Raw genomic sequence first — 18,857 nt, 5'->3', positions numbered from 1 at the left:
CTCACGCTGCGCTGTGCAACGGCCTGCCCGCCACTTCGGCCAACAAGCGCTCGAGGTCGATGTCGGCGTTGCGGTGTTCGCCAACGATTGTCTGCTCCGACATCACCAGGATGCGGTCGGCGGTCTCCAGCGCCTCGTCGAGTTCAGTGACGAACAGCAGCGTCGCACGGCCGTTCGCGCTCGCCCGCAGCTTGGCCGCGATGTCGCGCCTGGCCGAAATGTCGACGCCCTGAAACGGCTCGTCCAGAATGAACAGCTTTGCCGCCTGCGAGATCCAGCGGGCGACCATCACCTTCTGCTGGTTGCCGCCGGAAAGGGCTGACATCTCGTCCTTCTCCGAGCGGCAGACGATGCCCAGTTCCCGAATCTGCTGGCGGGCGGTGGCGCGCTCGATGCGGCGCTTGAGAACGCCCATACGCGACATCCGCCTGTGGAACGGCAGGCTGATATTTTCCTGGATGTTGAAGTCGCCGACGATCCCGTTTTCGCTCCGGTCCTTGGCGACGAGAAACACGCCGGCGGCGATCGCCTCGCCTGTCGAACCCGGAGCATAGGGTTTTCCGTTCAACGTCATGGTCCCGGTGAGCGGCTTGCGGACGCCAAACAGCGTCTCGGCGAGCGCGGTCTTGCCGACGCCGACGAGGCCGGTGATGGCAACGACTTCGCCGTCGCCGAGCGTCAGCGAGATCGGCATGGAGCCTTCTGCAATGCGCAACCCGTCGATCGTCAGGATAGGCTTGGCCGAATTCCTGGCGACGATCCGGTCGAGGTGGATCTTGCGGCCAAGCATGGCGTTGACGGCGCCTTCATAATCGAGCGGCTTGCGGTCGAAAACACCTGAGATGACGCCGTCTCGCATCGAGACGATCCGGTCGGCAAGCCGCCTGATGTCGGACATGCGGTGCGAGATGTAGAGGATCGCGACGCCCTGCTCGCGTAGCCTGTCGACAAGCGCGAACAGCCGGTCGGCTTCGGCGCTGGACAAAGAGGAGGTCGGCTCATCGAGGATCAGGACCTTCGGCTGATGCGCCATGGCGCGGGCAATCGCCACCATCTGGCGGTCGGCCAGCGAGAGATCGCTGATCCGGGCCTTCAGGTCGATGGCCAGCCCCATGCGGTCGGCAACCGCTTTTGCCTCGCGACGCACCCGGCCCGGATTGAACAGGGTCGGCGCGCCGCTGCCGCTCAGCCTGTCGAGCGTCAAATTGGTGGCGACGTCGAGGTCGGCGACGACACCGTCATTGATGTTTTGATGAACGGTGACGACGCCGGCGCGGATTGCCTCCGCCGGCGTTTTTGGCGCGAAGTCCTCCGGTGCGAAGTCGTGGCCGGCGAGGCTCATCGTGCCGCCGCCGCGCTCGTAGACGCCGCTGACGATTTTGACCAGGGTGGATTTGCCGGCGCCGTTGGCGCCCATCAGCACGGTTACCTCGCCGGCATGCAAATCGAGCGAGACGCCGCCAAGCACCTCGATATGGCCGAAGGACTTCCTCAGCCCGTCGACGCGGAACACGGCATCATTGCCCATTCGTTCCTCCCTGACCATGACGCTAGGGACTGTTCCGTCAATTGTCAACACGATTGACAATTGCCAGAGAGCTTCCTAGCTTGGCCCGACCGCCATGGCACCATTATGATGGGAGCACATAAGCGGGAGGGTGAGGATGACTGGGAAATCGCCGTTCGAAGCACTGTCCGTCGAGACATTGGCGGCACGCCTTGGCGCCAACGAGGCGCTGTGTTCGCATATCGGCCGGGACACGACCCGCTGGAAGGTCCGCGAGGTCGGCGACGGCAATCTGAACCTGGTCTTCATCGTCGAGGGCGCCACGGGTGCTGCCGTCGTCAAGCAGGCCCTGCCCTATGTTCGCCTGGTCGGCGACAGCTGGCCGCTGCCGTTGAAGCGTTCCTTCTTCGAATACCACGCGCTGACGCGGCAAGAGGCGAGAGCGCCAGGCTCGGTGCCGGCGATCCATCACTTCGACGAGGGCCAGGCGCTGATCATCATGGAATATCTGTCGCCGCACATCATCTTGCGGCGGGCGCTGATCGAGGGCCGCCAGCTGCCGAACATCGCCAGGGATATCGGCCTGTTCATGGCCCGCACCCTGTTTCGCGGCTCCGATCTGCATATGGCAACCAAGGATCGCAAGGCGGATCTGGCGCTGTTCGCCGACAATGTCGAGCTCTGCGACATTACCGAGAACCTGGTTTTCTCAGACCCGTATTTCGACGCCAAGATGAACCGGCATACGAGCCCGCAGCTCGACGGCATCGTCGCAGAGCTGCGCGCCGACCGCGATCTCAAGGTCGAGGCGCAACGGCTGAAGCATCTTTTCGCGGCCAATGCAGAGGCGTTGCTGCACGGCGACCTGCATTCCGGCTCGATCATGGTCACCGACTCAGAAACGCGGATGATCGACCCCGAATTCGCCTTCTACGGGCCGATGGCCTTCGATGTCGGCATGCTGCTCGCCAATTTCTGGATGGCGTTCTTTTCGCAGCGCGGTCACGAACAGAAGGAAAAGCGCGACGCCATGCGCGGCTATTTGCTCGATGTGACCGTCGAGACATGGTCGGTGTTCCGCACCGAGTTTGCGCATCTTTGGCGAACCGAACGCACCGGCATGCTCTACCAGAAGAGCCTGTTCGAGGATCAGGGCGACCGACTTGGCGCCGAGCAGGCGCTCGACCATGTGCTGCATTCGATCTGGGACGACCTGCTGGGCTTTGCCGGGATCGAGATCCACCGGCGCATTCTCGGCCTCGCGCACAACGCTGATTTCGAGACCATTGCCGACGAGGATCTGCGCGCCACATGTGAGGCGAAGGCGCTGAAATTCGGCCGTCAGATCGCCGTCAACCGGCGCCAGATTCACAGCATCGACGAGGTCAACAAATTGGCCGCGCTGATCGAACGGGAGGACAGATTTTGAACGTCGGCGACCGTCACTATCGCACCATCTGGCTGAGCGACGACGGCCGTTCGGTGGACATCATCGATCAGCGCTGGCTGCCGCATGATTTCCGCGTGGAAAAGGTCGGCACGGTTGCCGGTATCGCGGCGGCGATCCGCGACATGTGGGTACGCGGCGCGCCACTGATCGGCGTCACCGCCGCTTATGGCGTCGCCATGCAGATGGCCGACGATCCATCCGATGCAGCACTCGACGGCATCTGGGAGGTCTTGCACGAAACGCGCCCGACCGCGATCAATCTGCGTTGGGCGCTCGATGAGATGCGAGGTTTCCTGCGGCCGCTTCCATCTGGACAACGCGCCGAGGCTGCTTACCGGCGCGCCGGAGAAATCGCCGACGAGGATGTCGGCCTCAACCGAGCCATCGGCGTCAATGGACTTGAAATCATCAAGGAAATCGCGGTGCGCAAGCGGCCGGGAGAACCGGTCAACATCCTGACCCATTGCAATGCCGGCTGGCTGGCCACCGTCGACTACGGCACCGCCACGGCGCCGATCTATTTGGCAACGGAAGCGGGCATTCCCGTTCACGTCTATGTCGACGAAACACGCCCGCGCAACCAGGGCGCTCAGCTGACCGCATGGGAGATGGCCGGCCATGGCGTGCCGCATACGCTGATCGTCGACAATGCCGGCGGCCATCTGATGCAGCGCGGCCAGATCGACATGGTCATCGTTGGCACGGACCGCACCACCGCCGACGGCGATGTCTGCAACAAGATCGGCACCTATTTGAAGGCGCTGGCCGCTGCCGACAACGACGTGCCGTTCTATGTCGCGCTGCCTTCGCCGACCATCGACTGGACGGTGGGTGACGGGCTGGCCGAAATCCCGATCGAACAGCGCTCCAGCGACGAGGTTTCGCTGGTCTGGGGCAAGACCGCGAATGGCGAGATTGCGCAGGTCCGCATCTCGCCGGAAACGACACCCGCGGCGAACCCGGCCTTCGACGTGACGCCGGCACGGCTGGTCACCGGATTGATAACGGAACGCGGCGTCGCCAAGGCGTCGCGCGAAGGCTTGAAGGCAATGTTTCCCGGACGCTGATGATCCGGCGCCATTGACTTTCGAAAGCGGCATCAGCGGATAACCGAGAATCCAGCTGTCCTTATCCGTAGCAAGGGCGCGGGATTGCGTCTCATTCAGCTCGCCTCGCCGGCACGCGGACAAGTTAAAGCGACGCGATCGTCCGTCGATGCGGTGGGCGATGCTAACAACCTACGACACTGACGGAGCGGGCCGCATCCGATTCCTATCCAGTTGCCAAAGCTTGGTAGGGTGATTATACCAGCTACTAAGATAACGATCGGCAGAGCCATCGTTCGAGATCAGGAGTATGGCAAGATGACAACGATTGCGCTGTTTGGTGCCGGCGGCAAAATGGGCTACCGCCTGTCGACCAATTTTCGCGGCTCTCACTACACGATCCGTCATGTCGAGGTCAGCGACGTCGGCCGCGAGCGGCTAAAGACGGGGTTGGGCATCGACGCTGTCAGCGCCGACGAAGCCCTGGATGGCGCCGAGGTGGTCATCCTGGCGGTTCCCGACACCCATATCGGCAAGGTGGCGGCCAGCATCGAGGGCAAGCTTGCTGCCGGCACCATGGTCGTCGTGCTGGACGCCGCAGCACCTTTCGCCGGCCATTTGCCCAAGCGGCCGGATCTGACCTATTTCGTCACCCATCCCTGCCATCCGCCGATCTTCAACGACGAGACCGATATGACGGCCAAGAAGGACTATTTCGGCGGCGTCAAGGCCAAGCAGCATATGGTCAGCGCGCTGATGCAGGGACCGGAGGAAGATTTCGCCAAGGGCGAAGCGATCGCCAAGATCATCTGGGCCCCTGTCATGCGGTCGCATCGCGTCACGGTCGACCAGATGGCGCTGCTCGAGCCGGGCCTTTCGGAGACCGTCTGCGCCTCGCTGCTGGTCGTCATGAAGGAAGCGGTCGACGAGGTCGTCGCGCGCGGGGTCGACCAGCAGGCCGCACTCGACTTCCTGCTTGGCCACATGAACGTGCTCGGCGCCGTCATCTTCGGCGAGACCAAGGGTGTGTTCTCCGACGCCTGCAACAAGGCCATCGAGTTCGGCAAGCCGGTCTTGATGCGTGACGACTGGAAGCGGGTCTTCGAGCCGGAAGAGATTGCAGCGAGTATTCAGCGCATCACCTGAGGCTGAGATGCTTTCCCTTTACGGGAGAAAGAAAGGCCCGGTACAGATCATCTGAATTAATGATTGACTCATTATACCAGTTGGCTTAGCTGTTCGTAAGCTCGGGCCAATCAAGCCTCGTCAGGAGTTCGAGGCCTGGGCGAGCGGAGGACGGCTGGGAACTGGGGCGCGACGATCCGTTCAGAGGAAGCCGGCAAACGGTTTTGACGCTGAAGCGATCCGCGATCTCTTGTGCCGCATGACGAATTGAAATGCAGACAGTGGCCTGAGTTGATCAGGGTTTTCGAACGGGAGGAATTCATGAAACTCACTCGCAGAATGACACTTGCGGCTTTTGCCGGCATGCTGGCGCTTGGCACCGCCGCACCCGCCTTTGCGGCGGATCTCATTGCCATCATCACGCCCTCGCACGACAATCCGTTTTTCAAGGCGGAAGCTGTCGGTGCGGAAGCCAAGGCTAAGGAACTCGGCTACGAAACGCTGGTGCTTGTCCACGACGACGACGCCAACAAACAGTCCGAGCTGATCGACACCGCGATCGGCCGCGGCGCCAAGGCGATCATCCTCGACAATGCCGGCGCCGACGCCACCGTCGCCGCCGTGCAGAAGGCCAAGGACGCGGGCGTTCCGTCCTTCCTGATTGATCGCGAGATCAACGCCACCGGCGTCGCCGTCGCGCAGATCGTCTCCAACAACTATCAGGGCGCCCAGCTCGGCGCGCAGGAGTTCGTCAAGCTGATGGGCGAGAAGGGCAATTTCGTCGAGCTGGTCGGCAAAGAATCCGACACCAATGCCGGCATTCGCTCGAAGGGCTATCACGACGTCATCGACGACTATCCGGACCTGAAGATGGTGGCGCAGCAGTCGGCCAACTGGAGCCAGACCGAAGCTTATTCCAAGATGGAATCGATCCTCCAGGCTAACCCGGACATCAAGGGCGTGATCTCCGGCAACGACACGATGGCGATGGGCGCCTATGCCGCCCTTGCCGCCGCCGGCCGCAAGGATGTCATCGTCGTCGGGTTCGACGGATCGAATGACGTGCGCGATTCGATCGCTTCAGGCGGCATCAAGGCCACAGTCCTGCAGCCGGCCTATGCGCAGGCGCAGATGGCAGTCGAGCAGGCCAACGACTTCATCAAGAACAAGAAGTCTCCGGCCGAGGAAAAGCAGCTGATGGACTGCGTCCTGATCAATGGCGACAATGCCGCCAAGCTGGAAACCTTCGCGCTGACCAACTGAGCCGGCGTGACATCAATCGCAAGGGACGAGCTTCCGACTCGTCCCTTGCTTCCATTTACTGGGTGCCCTGACCGCCATGCCGAACAAGCCGACATGTTCGATCCTCGCCGCGCCGATCCTTGCCGTGACCGTCGGCGTCAGCCTGACTGCCTGCAAGATCCTGCCGACACCGTCAGCGGAAAACGGCGGCAAACCTCCGGCCTTCAATGCGGACAAGATGGTCGGCGATATCTGGGCTGCCAAGGCGGTGCCCTATCTCCAGCAGAAGGCCGGGCCGTTTCCCGAGGTTCACGCCCTGGCGAAAGCCGATCCAGCGGCTGCCGGCGCCAAGTATGGCAATCCGAAGAAGCAGGCGAATTCGCCATGGACCTTCTCGGTTCGCCTCGAAGGCAAGATCGTCGCTGCAAACACGCAATCGCGCGCGGCAACCATGGATGTCGATGCCGACGGCGACGGCAAGGCGGATGCGCGGGTGCAGATCGGACCGGCGATGCGTGGCACCGCGCTGCGCGACAGCCTCGACTTCATCCAGTTCAACGATTTCACCAACCAGATCGACTTCGCCCAGTTCGGCAAGGCGTTCAACATCTACGCCGACAAGACGGTGCTTTCCAAGCTGCCGCGCGACGCGCTGGAGGGCCGGAGCGTCAGGGTTGTCGGCGCATATGTCATCGGCAGCGGCCAGAACCTGCCGCTGGTGACGCCGGCGGAGGCAGAGATCGGGCCGAAGCCATGACTGCCGCCACCGATCACGATGTCATCCTGACGCTGGAAGACGTCTCCAAGGTCTATTCGGGCACCGTCGCGGTCAAGCGCGCGAATTTCGAGGTGCGCAAGCGCGCGGTCAACGTGCTGGTCGGCGAAAACGGCGCCGGCAAATCGACGCTGATGAAGATCATCGCCGGCGTCGAACAGCCGACGCTCGGCCGCATAATCCTGGAGGGCGAAGAGGTTTCCTTCTCCTCATCCGGGGACGCGGTGAATCGCGGCATCGGCATGGTGTTTCAGGAGCTGAACCTGTTCGGCAACCTGACGGTCGCAGAAAATATTTTTGCCACCCGCGAGATCACCAACCGGCTCCGCAAGATCGACAGCCGACAACAGGAGCGCCGCGCGGCGGAGTTCCTCGAGCGGCTGGAAGCCGGCATCCGGCCGGACATGCTGGTCGAGGATTTGCGTATCGGCCAGCAGCAGCTGGTCGAGATTGCCAAGGCGGTTTCGCTCGATGCGCGCATCCTGATCATGGACGAACCGACCTCGGCGCTGAGCGCGGCGGAAGTCGAGATCCTGTTCAAGGTGATTGCCGACCTCAAGGCGCGCGGCGTGGCGATCGTCTACATCTCGCACCGGCTCGAGGAACTGATCCGCATCGGCGACTACATCACCGTGCTGCGCGACGGGCGGATCACCGGCCAGGAGAAGATGAAAAACGTCGACACGCAATGGATCGTGCGGCAGATGATCGGCTCGGACGCCAAGGACTTCGCCAAGGCCGACGGCCATGTTCCGGGCGAAGAGATATTCCGCGCCGAGGACATCTGCCTGCCGCGCGTGACCGGCGGGCTTGCGGTCGATCACGTCTCGCTGTCGCTGCGCGCCGGCGAGATTCTCGGCATATACGGCCTGATGGGGGCCGGACGCAGCGAATTGTTCGACTGCATCATGGGACGCCATGGCCATGCCACCGGAACGATCTTCATCGCCGGCAAAAAGATCAGAGAGCGCGACACGACACGGCGGATCCGGCGCGGGCTGGCGCTGATCCCCGAGGACCGCCAGCGCGAAGGGCTGGTGTCGATCCTCTCGGTCGCCAGCAACCTGACGCTGGCCAGCCTGTCGCGGTTTGTCCGCCTGTTCCATATCCGTGGCGCCAAGGAAAACCAGGCGGTGACCCAGATGGTGCGGGAGCTGGCGATCAAGGTCGCCAATCCGGCGCAAGAGGTCTCGTCGCTGTCGGGCGGCAACCAGCAGAAGGTGGTCATCGGCAAGGCGCTGCTCACCGGACCCAAGGTGCTGCTGATGGATGAACCGAGCCGCGGCATCGATGTCGGCGCCAAGGCCGACGTCTTCCGCACCATGCGCAAACTGTCCCGCGACGGACTGGGCATACTTTTCGCCACCTCGGATCTCGACGAGGTGATGGCGCTGTCCGACCGGATCGCGGTGATGAGCAATGGAAAACTGACCGGCATGTTCGATCGCGCCGAGGCGACGGAGGCGGCACTTGTCGCCGCATCGGCGCTTGCCCACGGACCGGTCCCGCACACGGAGAGCCACGTCCATGACTGACATCCCGGCCAAGGCTTCAGTTGCCTCCGCCTCGAGCGGCTCCGTCCTGCTGACGCTGATGAAGGCGAGGACGTTCATTGCGTTGATCGCCGTCCTGATCTTCTTCTCGATCGCGGCGCCGAATTTCCTGTCGGCCGCCAACCTGATCCTGATGTCGAAGCACGTGGCGCTGAACGCCTTCCTCGCCATGGGCATGACCTTCGTCATCATCACCGGAGGCATCGACCTCTCGGTTGGCTCGATCGTCGGCCTGTGCGGCATGGTCGCCGGCTATCTCGTGCTCAACGGCATCGACCTGCAGGTCGGCTATACGATCTATTTCAACGTCTTCGAAATCGCACTGATCACGCTGGCGGTCGGCATATTGATCGGCGCCGTCAACGGATTGCTGATCACCAGGCTGAATGTCGCGCCGTTCATCGCCACGCTCGGCGTGCTCTATGTCGCACGCGGCCTGGCGCTGCTGTCGTCCGATGGCCGCACCTTCCCGAATCTTGTCGGCAAGCCCGATCTGGGTACGACCGGGTTCGGCTTACTCGGCGCCGGCCGGCTGCTCGGCCTGCCGGTTTCGATATGGATACTTGTCGTTGTAGCACTTGGGGCGGCCTATCTCGCCAAATACACCCCGCTCGGTCGCCACATCTTCGCCGTCGGCGGCAACGAACGGGCGGCGCGGATTTCGGGCGTCAGGGTCAACATGGTGAAGATGTTCGTCTACATGTTCTCGGGCTTCTGCGCGGCGGTCGTCGGCCTGATCATCTCGTCCGAGCTGATGGCCTCGCATCCGGCGACCGGCGAGAGCTTCGAGCTCAACGCCATCGCAGCGGCGGTGCTCGGCGGCACCTCGATGTCTGGCGGCCGCGGCACGATCGGCGGCACCATCGTCGGTGCCTTCGTCATCGGCATTCTCTCCGACGGGCTGGTCATGATGGGGGTGAGCTCGTTCTGGCAGATGGTGATCAAGGGCCTTGTCATCATCGTCGCTGTCGTCGTCGACCAGGCGCAGCGCCGGCTGCAGAGCCGTGTGACGCTGATGCAGATGGCAAAGGCGGGCTGATGGCGGCGGAACTGCGTGGAGCGCTGATCGGCTGCGGCTTCTTTGCCGTCAACCAGATGCACGCCTGGCGCGATATCGCCGGCGCCTCGATCGTCGCCATCTGCGACCGCGATTCGGAACGGCTCAGGATAGTCGGCGACAAGTTCGGCATCACGCGGCGCTATACCGACGCGGCAGCGCTTTTTGCCGGCGAAAGACTGGATTTCGTCGATATCGCTACCACCGCGCCGAGCCACCGTCCGCTTGTCGAGATGGCGGCGCGGCATCGCGTTCCGGCAATCTGCCAAAAGCCGTTCGCGCCGACGCTTGCCGACGCCAAGGCCATGGTGAAGGCCTACACTGACGCAGGCGTGCCGCTGATGGTGCATGAAAATTTTCGCTGGCAGTCGCCGATTCAGGCGGTGCGTGCCGTGCTCGACAGCGGGGAAATCGGCACACCCTTCTTCGGACGGATCTCGTTCCGCTCGGCGTATGACGTGTTCTCCGGCCAGCCCTATCTGGCGACGGGAAAGCGCTTCATCATCGAGGACCTCGGCATCCACAGTCTCGACGTTGCCCGCTTTCTGCTGGGCGACGTTTCTACGATCACGACACGAACCGCTCGCATTAATCCTGAGATCGCCGGCGAGGACGTCGCAACCATGCTGATGGACCACAAGAGCGGCGCAACGTCTGTGGTCGATTGCAGCTATGCGACCAAGCTCGCCACCGAGCCGTTTCCGCAGACGCTGGTCGAGATCGACGGCAGCGGCGGCACCATCCGGCTCGAGCAGGATTACCGGCTCACCGTCACCGGCAGGAACGGAACCGCGGTCAGCGACGTCTCGCCACCGCTGCTGCCATGGGCATCGCGACCATGGCACAACATCCAGGAAAGCGTCGTCGCCATCCAAAAGCACTGGGTCGATTGCCTGGCGAACGGGACCGAGCCGGCAACCTCGGGTGCGGACAATCTCAGGACATTGGCCCTGGTCGAGGCCGCCTATGCGGGCGCTGCGAGCCGTGAGCCGGTGCAGCTCGACACTTTGCTGAGATGACCGCCGACGCCTTCCTCCTCTATGGCACGCGCGCGGTCGAGGCCGAGCCGGTCAGGCTGCGCGCCGGCGCACTCAGCGCCGACTTCGTCAACGGCAATCTGCGCACCATCCGCCACGGCGGCACGGAAGTGCTGCGCACCATCGCTTATGTCATCAGGGACCGCGACTGGGGCACTTACGAGCCGGCGCTCACGGATCTAGTCATCGACCAGGGTGCCGACACTTTCTCCGTCAGTTATTCGGCAAGTTGCGTCGGGCCAAAGGGAAGCCGGCTCGACTTTCGCGCGACGATCGAAGGTTCCGCCGACGGCCAGCTGGTTTTCGACGTGAGCGCGCGTCCCGAAGACGATTTCGAGACCAATCGCTGCGGCTTCTGCATCCTGCATCCGATCGCCGGCCTGGCCGGCAGCCCGATCACCGTCGAGCACACCGACGGCAGCGTGGTGGAAACGAAGCTTCCGCAGCTGATCGACCCCTGGCAGCCTTTTAAGGATTTGCGGGCAATCACCCATGAGGTCCGGCCCGGCGTCACCGCCGAATGCCGGATGGAAGGCGACGTGTTCGAGATGGAGGACCAGCGCAACTGGTCGGACGCGTCGTACAAGACCTATGTCCGGCCGCTCGCGCTGCCATGGCCCTATGTGCTGCCTGCCGACGAGACTCTGCGCCAGACAATCAGCTTGCGCATCTCAGGCGACGTGAAGGCGCCGGCTGCCGCAACAGCCGCCGAACACGTCCGCGTCGAACTCGGCGAAGCCGGACCGGCACTACCGGATATCGGTGTGATCATCTACCCGGATGAGGTCGAGGCGGCGTTGGCAAACCTTCCGACACTGTCCGCGCTTGGCCCGCAACAGCTGATGTTCCACTACGACCCGACGCGTGGCCACGGCCTCGAAGCCTTGCAGTCCTATGCCCGGCTCGCCGCAGCCTGCCCGGTCGATACGACGCTTGAATGCGTCGTTTCCTGCGTTGGCGATCTCGACGCTGAGCTTTCAGGCGTCGCCGATGCGGTGCGACAGGCCGGGCTGAAGCTCTCGGCCATCGCCGTTTCGCCTTCGGTCGACCGGCAGTCGACGCCGCCGGGCAGCGCATGGCCTGAATGTCCGCCGCTCGAGGACGTCTATGCCGCCGCGCGGCGCGCCTTTCCCGATATCCGCCTCGGCGGCGGCATGTTCAGCTATTTCACTGAGTTGAACCGCAAGCGCGTTCCCGCCGACTTGCTCGATTTCGTCACCCACTGCACATGCCCGATCGTGCACGCCGCCGACGATCTCAGCGTCATGCAATCGCTGGAGGCGCTGCCTTTCATCACTGCATCGGTGCGGGCGATCTTCGGGCCAAAACACTACCGGATCGGCCCGTCGACCATCGCCATGCGGCAGAACCCCTATGGCGGTGCGACCAAAGCCAATCCGCACCGTCAGCGCATCGCCATGGCCGACCGGGATCCTCGCCATGCCGGCATGTTCGCGGCAGCATGGACGATCGGCTATGCCGCGCGCGTCGCCCCGGCCGGGCTGGAGATGCTCACGCTGTCCAGCTTCACCGGACCGTTCGGCGTGCTGGCGGCATCCGGGGAACCCGTCGGCGAAGGTGAACCCCGGCCGATTTTCGAGGCTATCAAGGGCCTTTACGAACTGGCCGGCTTCAGGCACATAGCGGCGAGGACTAGCGATGAGACGCGGGTGCTCACGCTGGCCGGCCGTTCTCCCGCGGGCCAGACCGTCATGTGGCTGGCGAATCTGACGGCGAGCGAAGTGACGGTTGATATTTCCGGGTTCGAACGACGCCACCTTGTGATGCCGCCTTACGCGATCACCCGGATCGGATGAAATCAGGTGCCGGAATTCATCACGTAGAGCGCGCGCGAGCGCTCGAGGTGCTTGATCATCGCCTTCTCGGCTCCGTCCGCATCCTTCTGCTCGATGCGCCCGATGATCTCTTCGTGCTCGGTCAGCGTGAAGTTTTCCTTGCCGGTCCAGATCAGCATCTCGGTGTGATATTCCTTCAGCCAGCCAAGCATCGCTTCGCTGACCGCGACATAAATCGGGTTGCCGGATATTGCCGCGATCTGGGTATGAAACTTCATGTCCGCGGATATGAAGGCCTCGGAATCGCCGCGAAAGCTCCGCTGTTCGGCAACGGTGGCCCGCAGCCGCTGAACGTCCTCTGCTGTGGCCTTTTCGGCGGCCTCCCTGACCATGCCGCGCTCGAAGAAGATGCGCGCGCTCTTGAGGTGCTCCAGCGTGTCCTTCGACGACGACAGGATGATCTTGGCCGCGCCGTCGACCTGTTTGATGATCGACTTGGCGGTCAGCTGAAGCACTTTCGCCCGCTCGCCGTGCGAGATCGCAACAAGACCCATATTGCTCAACGCCTGCATCGCTTCGCGGATCGCAGGCCTGCCGACTTCGAAGCGCTCCATCAGTTCGCGCTCCGACGGCATGTCGTCGCCTGGCTGCAATTCGCCGCTGGTGATCAGGCGCTTTAGCCTCAAAAATACTTCGTCAGAAAGCTTGCGCCGGACGATCGGCTCCGAACGGTTCATCGTCGCGAATCACTCCTTGACCGGCGTCTATTTAGCATTGTCGCCACGATTGCCGGAATGCCTGCGCGAGAGCAGGATATCGCTTGCAATACTTATGTACTCATTATACCAGATTTCAAAGATCGGGGAACTTTTTTCGAGCTATGATCATCCTCACCTATCGCATCGAGACCTCGGCGAGCATCGAGGCGCTGGCGAGCAAGATCGCCAGCGACCAGTCGACCGGAACCTTCGTTGCGCTGGCCGGCGAGACCGAAGAGCTCAAGGCGCGGGTGGCGGCACGCGTCCTGGCGATACGGTCTTTGCCGGACGCCGATCGTCCATCGCTTCCCGAAGCCGGCGAAGGGCCCTTCAAGCGCGCGGATGTCGACATCGCATTTCCGCTGGATGCCATCGGTACCGATCTTTCGGCGCTAATGACCATCGCCATCGGTGGCGCCTTTTCGATCAAGGGCCTGTCCGGCATCCGCGTCGTCGACATGAAGCTGCCGGATGAGTATCGCAGCGCCCATCCCGGTCCGCAATTCGGCGTCACCGGCAGCCGCCGACTGACCGGCGTGGAGAACCGCCCGATCATCGGGACGATCGTCAAGCCGGCGCTGGGGCTTCGACCGCGCGAAACGGCGGAGATGGTGGGTGAGCTGATCGCCGCCGGCGTCGATTTCATCAAGGACGACGAGAAGCTGATGAGCCCGGCCTATTCGCCCCTGTCGGAACGGGTGAAGGCGATCATGCCGCTCGTCCTCGACCATGAGCAGAAGACCGGTAAAAAGGTCATGTATGCCTTCGGCATCTCGCATGCCGATCCTGACGAGATGATGCGCAACCACGATCTGGTGGCGAAGGCCGGCGGCAATTGCGCTGTGGTCAACATCAACTCCGTCGGCTTCGGCGGCATGGCTTTCCTCAGAAAGCGCTCCAGCCTGGTGATCCACGCCCACCGCAACGGCTGGGACATTCTCACCCGTCACCCCGGGCTTGGCATGGATTTCAAGGTCTGGCAGCAGTTCTGGCGGCTGCTCGGCGTCGATCAATTCCAGATCAATGGCATCGCCTCGAAATATTGGGAGCCGGATTGGTCATTCGTCGAATCGTTCAAGGCGGTGACCACGCCGATCTTTTCGCCTGATGATTGCACATTGCCGGTCGCCGGTTCGGGCCAGTGGGGCGGACAGGCCCCCGAAACCTTTGAGCGAACCGGCCGAACGGTCGATCTTCTCTATCTCTGCGGCGGCGGCATCGTCAGCCACCCGGACGGGCCGGGTGCCGGCGTGCGCGCCGTGCAGCAAGCCTGGCGGGCGGCGGTCGATGGCATACCGCTGGCGAAGTTCGCCTTGAGCCATCCCGAACTGGCGCGGTCGATCGAGAAATTCGGCGACGGCAAAGCCGCCTGAGCAAAGCGCGCCATGCAAAACCTGCTTCTCAGTTATTATGGCGACGACCTCACCGGCTCGACCGACGTCATGGAGGCGCTCGAGCTCGGCGGTGTACCGACCGTGCTGTTCATGCGCCAGCCGGACGAGCCCCTGCTTTCGCAGTTCAGGCATTGCCGCGCCGTCGGCCTGGCCGGCACCAGCCGCAGCGAGACGCCGCAATGGATGGACGGACATCTGCGGGACGCCTTCGCCTGGCTGAAGACCCTGAATGCCGAGATCTGCCACTACAAGGTCTGCTCGACCTTCGATTCCAGTCCGGCGATCGGCAGCATCGGCCGGGCGATCGAGATTGGCCGCTCGGTTTTCAGCCAGGAAAGCGTGCCGCTGGTGGTCGGCGCGCCGCAGCTCAAGCGCTACACCGCCTTCGGCCATCTGTTCGCGGCCTACCGCGACAAATATTTCCGTATCGATCGCCATCCCGTGATGAGCCGCCACCCGATCACACCGATGGATGAATCCGATTTGCTGATCCATCTGTCGCGGCAGACAGACCTCACCTCGGGACTGGTCGACCTCGCGACGCTCCAGTCGGCGTCCCGATCGGAAGCGTTCGATCGCCTGATCGAAAGTGCTAGTGACATTGTGCTTGTCGATGTCGACAGCCTGGAAAGTCAGGCACTGGCCGGCAAGGAGATATGGCGCGTTCGCAGTCCGGGCGGCACTTTCGTCGTCGGCTCTTCCGGGATCGAGTATGCGCTGCTGGCCGAATGGGCGTCTAACGGAACCGTCAGTGCCCAGTCCAGCTTTTCGCCGCCGGGTGCAGCCGACCGGATCGCGGTGGTCTCGGGCAGTTGTTCGCCGACAACGGAACGACAGATCCGGCATGCTTTAACGGACGGTTTCGATGGGATCGAGGTGGACCCTGTCGAACTGATCTCAGAGGATTCCGACAAGGCGATCGCTCGCGCGGCAGCAAGCGGTCGCGCCAGTCTGGAGGCCGGGCGCAGCGTCGTCCTCTACACGGCGCTTGGACCAGCAGCCGACCGCGGCGCCGAAATCGACCGGCAGTCAGGCGCCCGCCACAAGCTTGGCCGCGGCCTCGGCGAACTTCTTCGCGAGCTGACGATCGAACAAAAATTGCAGCGCGTGGTCATCGCCGGCGGCGACACGTCGAGCCATGCACTCGGCCAGATGGGCGTCGATGCGCTGACGGTGCGGATGCCGCTGCCCGCCTCGCCTGGCTCGCCGCTTTGCGTCGCCCACTCGCGCGTCAAGGCGATCGAACGATTGGAGGTCGCGCTCAAGGGTGGCCAGGTCGGAACCGACCGCTATTTCTGCGCCATCCGCGATGGGCTCGGCGTTTGACAGGAAGGCGCTGGATCTTCCTGATCTCACGAGTTTTTGAACACGGCGCGGTTACCAACGCACGATGCCTGTCCCACATAAGCCGCCATATGCGTAGCGGCGGGCGGCGCAAGCGCTCAAGCCGGGGCTGACCACGGCTCCGCGAGTGAACCAGCGGGATGCCGCGATGTCATTCAGACCGTTGCTTGGTGACGGACGGATTCGGAGCCAAGAGGAGAAGTCGGAGCCCCTGCATACCGCGTCATGGGTCAGCTCCTCGATCGTTTTCGATAATCGGCGGTGGGCGTGCCGGGAGGCGGAACTCCGCTGGACGGCGCCTCATCATCTGATCGTGCTGACCGAAGAAGGCGGAACGTCCCATACATCTATCCGGCACGAGGCAGGATCCCTCTACGACGGAATGGATCGTCCCGGAGCCCTCACCTTCGTCCCCGCAGGCGCGGAGCGGCTCGGCTTCTATCGCGATGTAAACCTCTCCTATTCAGCCTTGTGGATCGATCCCGATATCGGGCTTCCCGGATGCGAACGCCTGAGAGATTTGCCGATCCTGGTGAACAAGGAAGACGCGGTCATCGCCACGCTCCTGAGTTCGCTTCGCGACGAGATGGCACTCGGTCATAAGCCGGACACGGCCTATGTCGAGCATCTGGTCGCCCTCGTCAGCCTCCGCGTGGCCAACCTGAACCGGGATCAACACGCGTCTGTACGTCATGGCTGTCTCAGCCGCCGGGCGCTTGGTCGAGTCCGGGATCATATCAATGCACATGTGAACTCCGACATTTCGCTAAGCGAGCTTGCAGCCGTCGCGGATATGGCCGTCGACAGTTTTGCCCGCCGCTTCAAGGCGACGACCGGCCTTGCACCCTATGCCTATGTGATCGAGGAACGGGTGCGGCGAGCGGAAATGCTGCTGCGCGAAACGGGTTTGTCGATCGGCACCATTGCCTTTCGGCTCGGCTTTTCAAGCCAGAGCCACTTCACCACGACATTCCGGCGTCTCAGGGGCACGACGCCTCGGGTCTATCGGGTGAATTCTTCTCCGGAATCCTGACATTGCCGCCGATTTCTTGAAAGAAAGCCGCCGCGTGGACCCCCACCTCCAGTGTCGATGACTGACAGAACTGCGACTGGGAGATCATGCATGGCCAAAACAGACAGCAGGAGCGGGCCGACGCGTCGCACGGTGCTGGAGGGCGGAGTGGCAACCGGCGTCCTCCTGGCTACCGGTATACCGGTTGACGCCGAGCCGGCCGACAGCGTCACGGCGGCCGCCTCGCCCACGCCGGTACCGACGATGCCGATGTCCCTACGGATCAATGCGAAGGATTTTGCCGTCGAGCTCGACCCGCGGACGACGCTGCTCGACGCCCTGCGCAACCATCTCGGTCTCACCGGCTCGAAGAAAGGCTGCGACCACGGCCAGTGTGGCGCATGCACGGTGCTCGTCGACGAGCGCCGGATCAATTCCTGCCTGACGCTTGCCGCAATGCATGAAGGCGACGAGATCACCACGGTCGAGGGCCTTGCCGAGGGCGACCGGCTGCACCCGGTGCAGGCCGCCTTCGTCGCCCGCGATGGTTTCCAGTGCGGATATTGCACGCCGGGCCAGATCTGCTCCGCGGTCGGTATGCTGGGCGAGGCCAGGGCCGGCTGGCCGAGCCACGCGAGCGCTGACGTGGCGGCGGCTTCTGTCGCTCTCACCGATGCCGAGATCCGCGAGCGGATGAGCGGCAACATCTGCCGTTGTGCCGCTTATCCGAACATTGTCGCTGCAATCCGCAACGCGGCAGAGGAGGCGTGAGCAATGCAATCCTTCACGTATGAACGTGCGGCAAATGCCGAGCAGGCAGCCGCCGCGGTTGCGGCCCGGCCGGGCGCCAAGTTCATCAGCGGCGGCACCAATCTGCTCGACCTGATGAAGCTCGAGATCGAGCGCCCAGCGCATCTCGTCGACATCAGCCGGCTGCCGTTCGATCGGATCGAGGAGACGGCGGAAGGCGGGCTTCGGGTCGGCGCCCAGGTCCGCAACAGCGATCTCGCCGCCGATCCGCGGGTGAGGTCACGCTACCCAATGCTCACGCAAGCGCTGCTGGCGGGAGCGTCCGGCCAGATACGCAACAAGGCCTCGACCAGCGGCAATCTCCTGCAGCGAACGCGCTGCCCCTACTTCTACGATCGCAACATGCCTTGCAACAAGCGCGAGCCGGGTTCGGGCTGCGCGGCGCTTCAGGGCTTCAATCGCATGCACGCCGTACTTGGCGCGAGCGAAGCCTGCATCGCGGTGCATCCCTCCGACATGGCGGTCGCCATGTCCGGGCTCGACGCCAGGATCGAGACCATATCGCCCGGCGGCGAGACCCGCACGATCCCGATCGACGATCTCCATCGATTGCCCGAGGCGATGCCCCATGTGGAGACCGTGCTCGGCCACGGCGAGATGATCGCCACGGTCACCCTGCCGCCGCCGCCGCCCGGCCGGCAGGTTTACCGCAAGGTGCGCGACCGTGCCTCTTACGCCTTCGCGCTGGTGTCGGTGGCAGCAATCGTCGAGAAAAGCGGCGACCGTGTCCGAAGCGCTCGGATCGCCATGGGCGGCGTGGCAGCGAAGCCCTGGCGCGCAACGGAGGCGGAGCGCACGCTTGCAGGAGCGGCGGCGTCCGACGGCGCCTTTACCGATGCGGCCGAAGCCGCACTCGCCGGAGCTGTCGGATATGGCGGCAATGATTTCAAGATCCCGCTGGCGAAACGGACGATGCGGCACACGCTCGCCGCTGCCGCCGAGAGCGCGTGA

General features: G+C 63.4%; 16 protein-coding genes. 14 read left to right on the top strand and 2 right to left on the bottom strand.

Features of this window, described 5'->3' with window-relative positions; genetic code table 11:
- Position 1: 1 nt before the first annotated feature.
- Positions 2 to 1,528 carry a sugar ABC transporter ATP-binding protein gene (locus tag EN807_RS25315; RefSeq protein WP_135937119.1) on the bottom strand — a complete coding sequence of 509 codons (1,527 nt, stop codon included), beginning with the start codon at positions 1,526 to 1,528 and terminating at the stop codon, positions 2 to 4.
- A gap of 136 nt (positions 1,529 to 1,664) precedes the next feature.
- On the opposite strand from EN807_RS25315, the gene mtnK reads away from it, so the two are divergent.
- From mtnK to EN807_RS25270, 9 genes are all read left to right on the top strand, one after another.
- Positions 1,665 to 2,936 (top strand): S-methyl-5-thioribose kinase, encoded by a 1,272-nt coding sequence (gene mtnK, locus EN807_RS25310; protein ID WP_135937118.1) that lies wholly within the window; start codon positions 1,665 to 1,667, stop codon positions 2,934 to 2,936.
- A complete protein-coding gene (gene mtnA, locus EN807_RS25305) occupies positions 2,933 to 4,024 on the top strand; it encodes an S-methyl-5-thioribose-1-phosphate isomerase (RefSeq protein WP_135937117.1) in 1,092 nt (363 codons plus the stop codon). The genes mtnK and mtnA overlap by 4 nt, the downstream gene beginning before the upstream one ends.
- Before the next feature lie 297 nt (positions 4,025 to 4,321).
- A complete protein-coding gene (locus EN807_RS25300; RefSeq protein ID WP_135937116.1) occupies positions 4,322 to 5,149 on the top strand; it encodes a phosphogluconate dehydrogenase C-terminal domain-containing protein in 828 nt (275 codons plus the stop codon).
- 300 nt (positions 5,150 to 5,449) lie between these two features.
- Entirely contained in the window at positions 5,450 to 6,391 is a 942-nt protein-coding gene (locus EN807_RS25295; RefSeq protein ID WP_135937115.1) for a D-ribose ABC transporter substrate-binding protein, read from the top strand.
- A 76-nt stretch (positions 6,392 to 6,467) separates the two neighbouring features.
- Positions 6,468 to 7,127: a DUF2291 family protein gene (locus tag EN807_RS25290; RefSeq protein WP_135937114.1), complete on the top strand. Its 660-nt coding sequence runs from the start codon at positions 6,468 to 6,470 to the stop codon at positions 7,125 to 7,127.
- Positions 7,124 to 8,680: a sugar ABC transporter ATP-binding protein gene (locus tag EN807_RS25285; RefSeq protein ID WP_135937113.1), complete on the top strand. Its 1,557-nt coding sequence runs from the start codon at positions 7,124 to 7,126 to the stop codon at positions 8,678 to 8,680. Before EN807_RS25290 ends, EN807_RS25285 begins: the two co-directional genes overlap by 4 nt.
- The gene (locus tag EN807_RS25280; protein ID WP_135937112.1) at positions 8,673 to 9,737 is read left to right on the top strand and encodes an ABC transporter permease; all 1,065 of its coding nucleotides are present in this window, start codon (positions 8,673 to 8,675) and stop codon (positions 9,735 to 9,737) included. The genes EN807_RS25285 and EN807_RS25280 overlap by 8 nt, the downstream gene beginning before the upstream one ends.
- Positions 9,737 to 10,774, top strand: a complete 1,038-nt coding sequence (locus EN807_RS25275; RefSeq protein ID WP_135937111.1) for a Gfo/Idh/MocA family oxidoreductase — start codon at positions 9,737 to 9,739, stop codon at positions 10,772 to 10,774. The genes EN807_RS25280 and EN807_RS25275 overlap by 1 nt, the downstream gene beginning before the upstream one ends.
- Positions 10,771 to 12,609: a hypothetical protein gene (locus EN807_RS25270; protein WP_135937110.1), complete on the top strand. Its 1,839-nt coding sequence runs from the start codon at positions 10,771 to 10,773 to the stop codon at positions 12,607 to 12,609. The genes EN807_RS25275 and EN807_RS25270 overlap by 4 nt, the downstream gene beginning before the upstream one ends.
- A 2-nt stretch (positions 12,610 to 12,611) precedes the next feature.
- Here EN807_RS25270 and EN807_RS25265 read toward each other — a convergent pair whose 3' ends face one another.
- Positions 12,612 to 13,325 carry a transcriptional regulator NanR gene (locus EN807_RS25265; RefSeq protein ID WP_135937109.1) on the bottom strand — a complete coding sequence of 238 codons (714 nt, stop codon included), beginning with the start codon at positions 13,323 to 13,325 and terminating at the stop codon, positions 12,612 to 12,614.
- Between the two features lie 143 nt (positions 13,326 to 13,468).
- Between EN807_RS25265 and oiaX the strand changes: the two genes are divergently transcribed.
- The 5 genes from oiaX (at position 13,469) to EN807_RS25240 (ending at position 18,857) form a co-directional block, all read left to right on the top strand.
- Positions 13,469 to 14,719: a 3-oxo-isoapionate-4-phosphate decarboxylase OiaX gene (gene oiaX / locus EN807_RS25260; RefSeq protein ID WP_135937108.1), complete on the top strand. Its 1,251-nt coding sequence runs from the start codon at positions 13,469 to 13,471 to the stop codon at positions 14,717 to 14,719.
- A gap of 12 nt (positions 14,720 to 14,731) precedes the next feature.
- The gene (locus tag EN807_RS25255; RefSeq protein WP_135937107.1) at positions 14,732 to 16,066 is read left to right on the top strand and encodes a four-carbon acid sugar kinase family protein; all 1,335 of its coding nucleotides are present in this window, start codon (positions 14,732 to 14,734) and stop codon (positions 16,064 to 16,066) included.
- 400 nt (positions 16,067 to 16,466) lie between these two features.
- On the top strand, positions 16,467 to 17,117 hold the full coding sequence (locus EN807_RS25250; protein WP_246684338.1) for an AraC family transcriptional regulator: 651 nt from the start codon (positions 16,467 to 16,469) through the stop codon (positions 17,115 to 17,117).
- A 90-nt stretch (positions 17,118 to 17,207) separates the two neighbouring features.
- On the top strand, positions 17,208 to 17,867 hold the full coding sequence (locus tag EN807_RS25245; protein ID WP_135937105.1) for a 2Fe-2S iron-sulfur cluster-binding protein: 660 nt from the start codon (positions 17,208 to 17,210) through the stop codon (positions 17,865 to 17,867).
- Between the two features lie 3 nt (positions 17,868 to 17,870).
- Positions 17,871 to 18,857 carry a xanthine dehydrogenase family protein subunit M gene (locus EN807_RS25240; protein ID WP_135937104.1) on the top strand — a complete coding sequence of 329 codons (987 nt, stop codon included), beginning with the start codon at positions 17,871 to 17,873 and terminating at the stop codon, positions 18,855 to 18,857.

The sequence above is a fragment of the Mesorhizobium sp. M5C.F.Ca.ET.164.01.1.1 genome (assembly GCF_004792125.1).
Classification (GTDB): Bacteria; Pseudomonadota; Alphaproteobacteria; order Rhizobiales; family Rhizobiaceae; genus Mesorhizobium; species Mesorhizobium wenxiniae.
This window is presented reverse-complemented; position numbering and strand designations above follow the sequence as displayed.

Bases quoted from the DNA above. Each gene is read 5' to 3' on its own strand.
- EN807_RS25300 (WP_135937116.1), top strand. From the start codon at position 4,322: ATGACAACGATTGCGCTGTTTGGTGCCGGCGGCAAAATGGGCTACCGC.
- EN807_RS25290 (WP_135937114.1), top strand. From the start codon at position 6,468: ATGCCGAACAAGCCGACATGTTCGATCCTCGCCGCGCCGATCCTTGCC.
- EN807_RS25285 (WP_135937113.1), top strand. From the start codon at position 7,124: ATGACTGCCGCCACCGATCACGATGTCATCCTGACGCTGGAAGACGTC.
- oiaX (WP_135937108.1), top strand. From the start codon at position 13,469: ATGATCATCCTCACCTATCGCATCGAGACCTCGGCGAGCATCGAGGCG.
- EN807_RS25265 (WP_135937109.1), bottom strand. From the start codon at position 13,325: ATGAACCGTTCGGAGCCGATCGTCCGGCGCAAGCTTTCTGACGAAGTA.
- EN807_RS25250 (WP_246684338.1), top strand. From the start codon at position 16,467: ATGGATCGTCCCGGAGCCCTCACCTTCGTCCCCGCAGGCGCGGAGCGG.
- EN807_RS25280 (WP_135937112.1), top strand. From the start codon at position 8,673: ATGACTGACATCCCGGCCAAGGCTTCAGTTGCCTCCGCCTCGAGCGGC.
- EN807_RS25315 (WP_135937119.1), bottom strand. From the start codon at position 1,528: ATGGGCAATGATGCCGTGTTCCGCGTCGACGGGCTGAGGAAGTCCTTC.
- mtnK (WP_135937118.1), top strand. From the start codon at position 1,665: ATGACTGGGAAATCGCCGTTCGAAGCACTGTCCGTCGAGACATTGGCG.
- EN807_RS25240 (WP_135937104.1), top strand. From the start codon at position 17,871: ATGCAATCCTTCACGTATGAACGTGCGGCAAATGCCGAGCAGGCAGCC.
- EN807_RS25295 (WP_135937115.1), top strand. From the start codon at position 5,450: ATGAAACTCACTCGCAGAATGACACTTGCGGCTTTTGCCGGCATGCTG.
- EN807_RS25270 (WP_135937110.1), top strand. From the start codon at position 10,771: ATGACCGCCGACGCCTTCCTCCTCTATGGCACGCGCGCGGTCGAGGCC.
- EN807_RS25245 (WP_135937105.1), top strand. From the start codon at position 17,208: ATGGCCAAAACAGACAGCAGGAGCGGGCCGACGCGTCGCACGGTGCTG.
- EN807_RS25275 (WP_135937111.1), top strand. From the start codon at position 9,737: ATGGCGGCGGAACTGCGTGGAGCGCTGATCGGCTGCGGCTTCTTTGCC.
- EN807_RS25255 (WP_135937107.1), top strand. From the start codon at position 14,732: ATGCAAAACCTGCTTCTCAGTTATTATGGCGACGACCTCACCGGCTCG.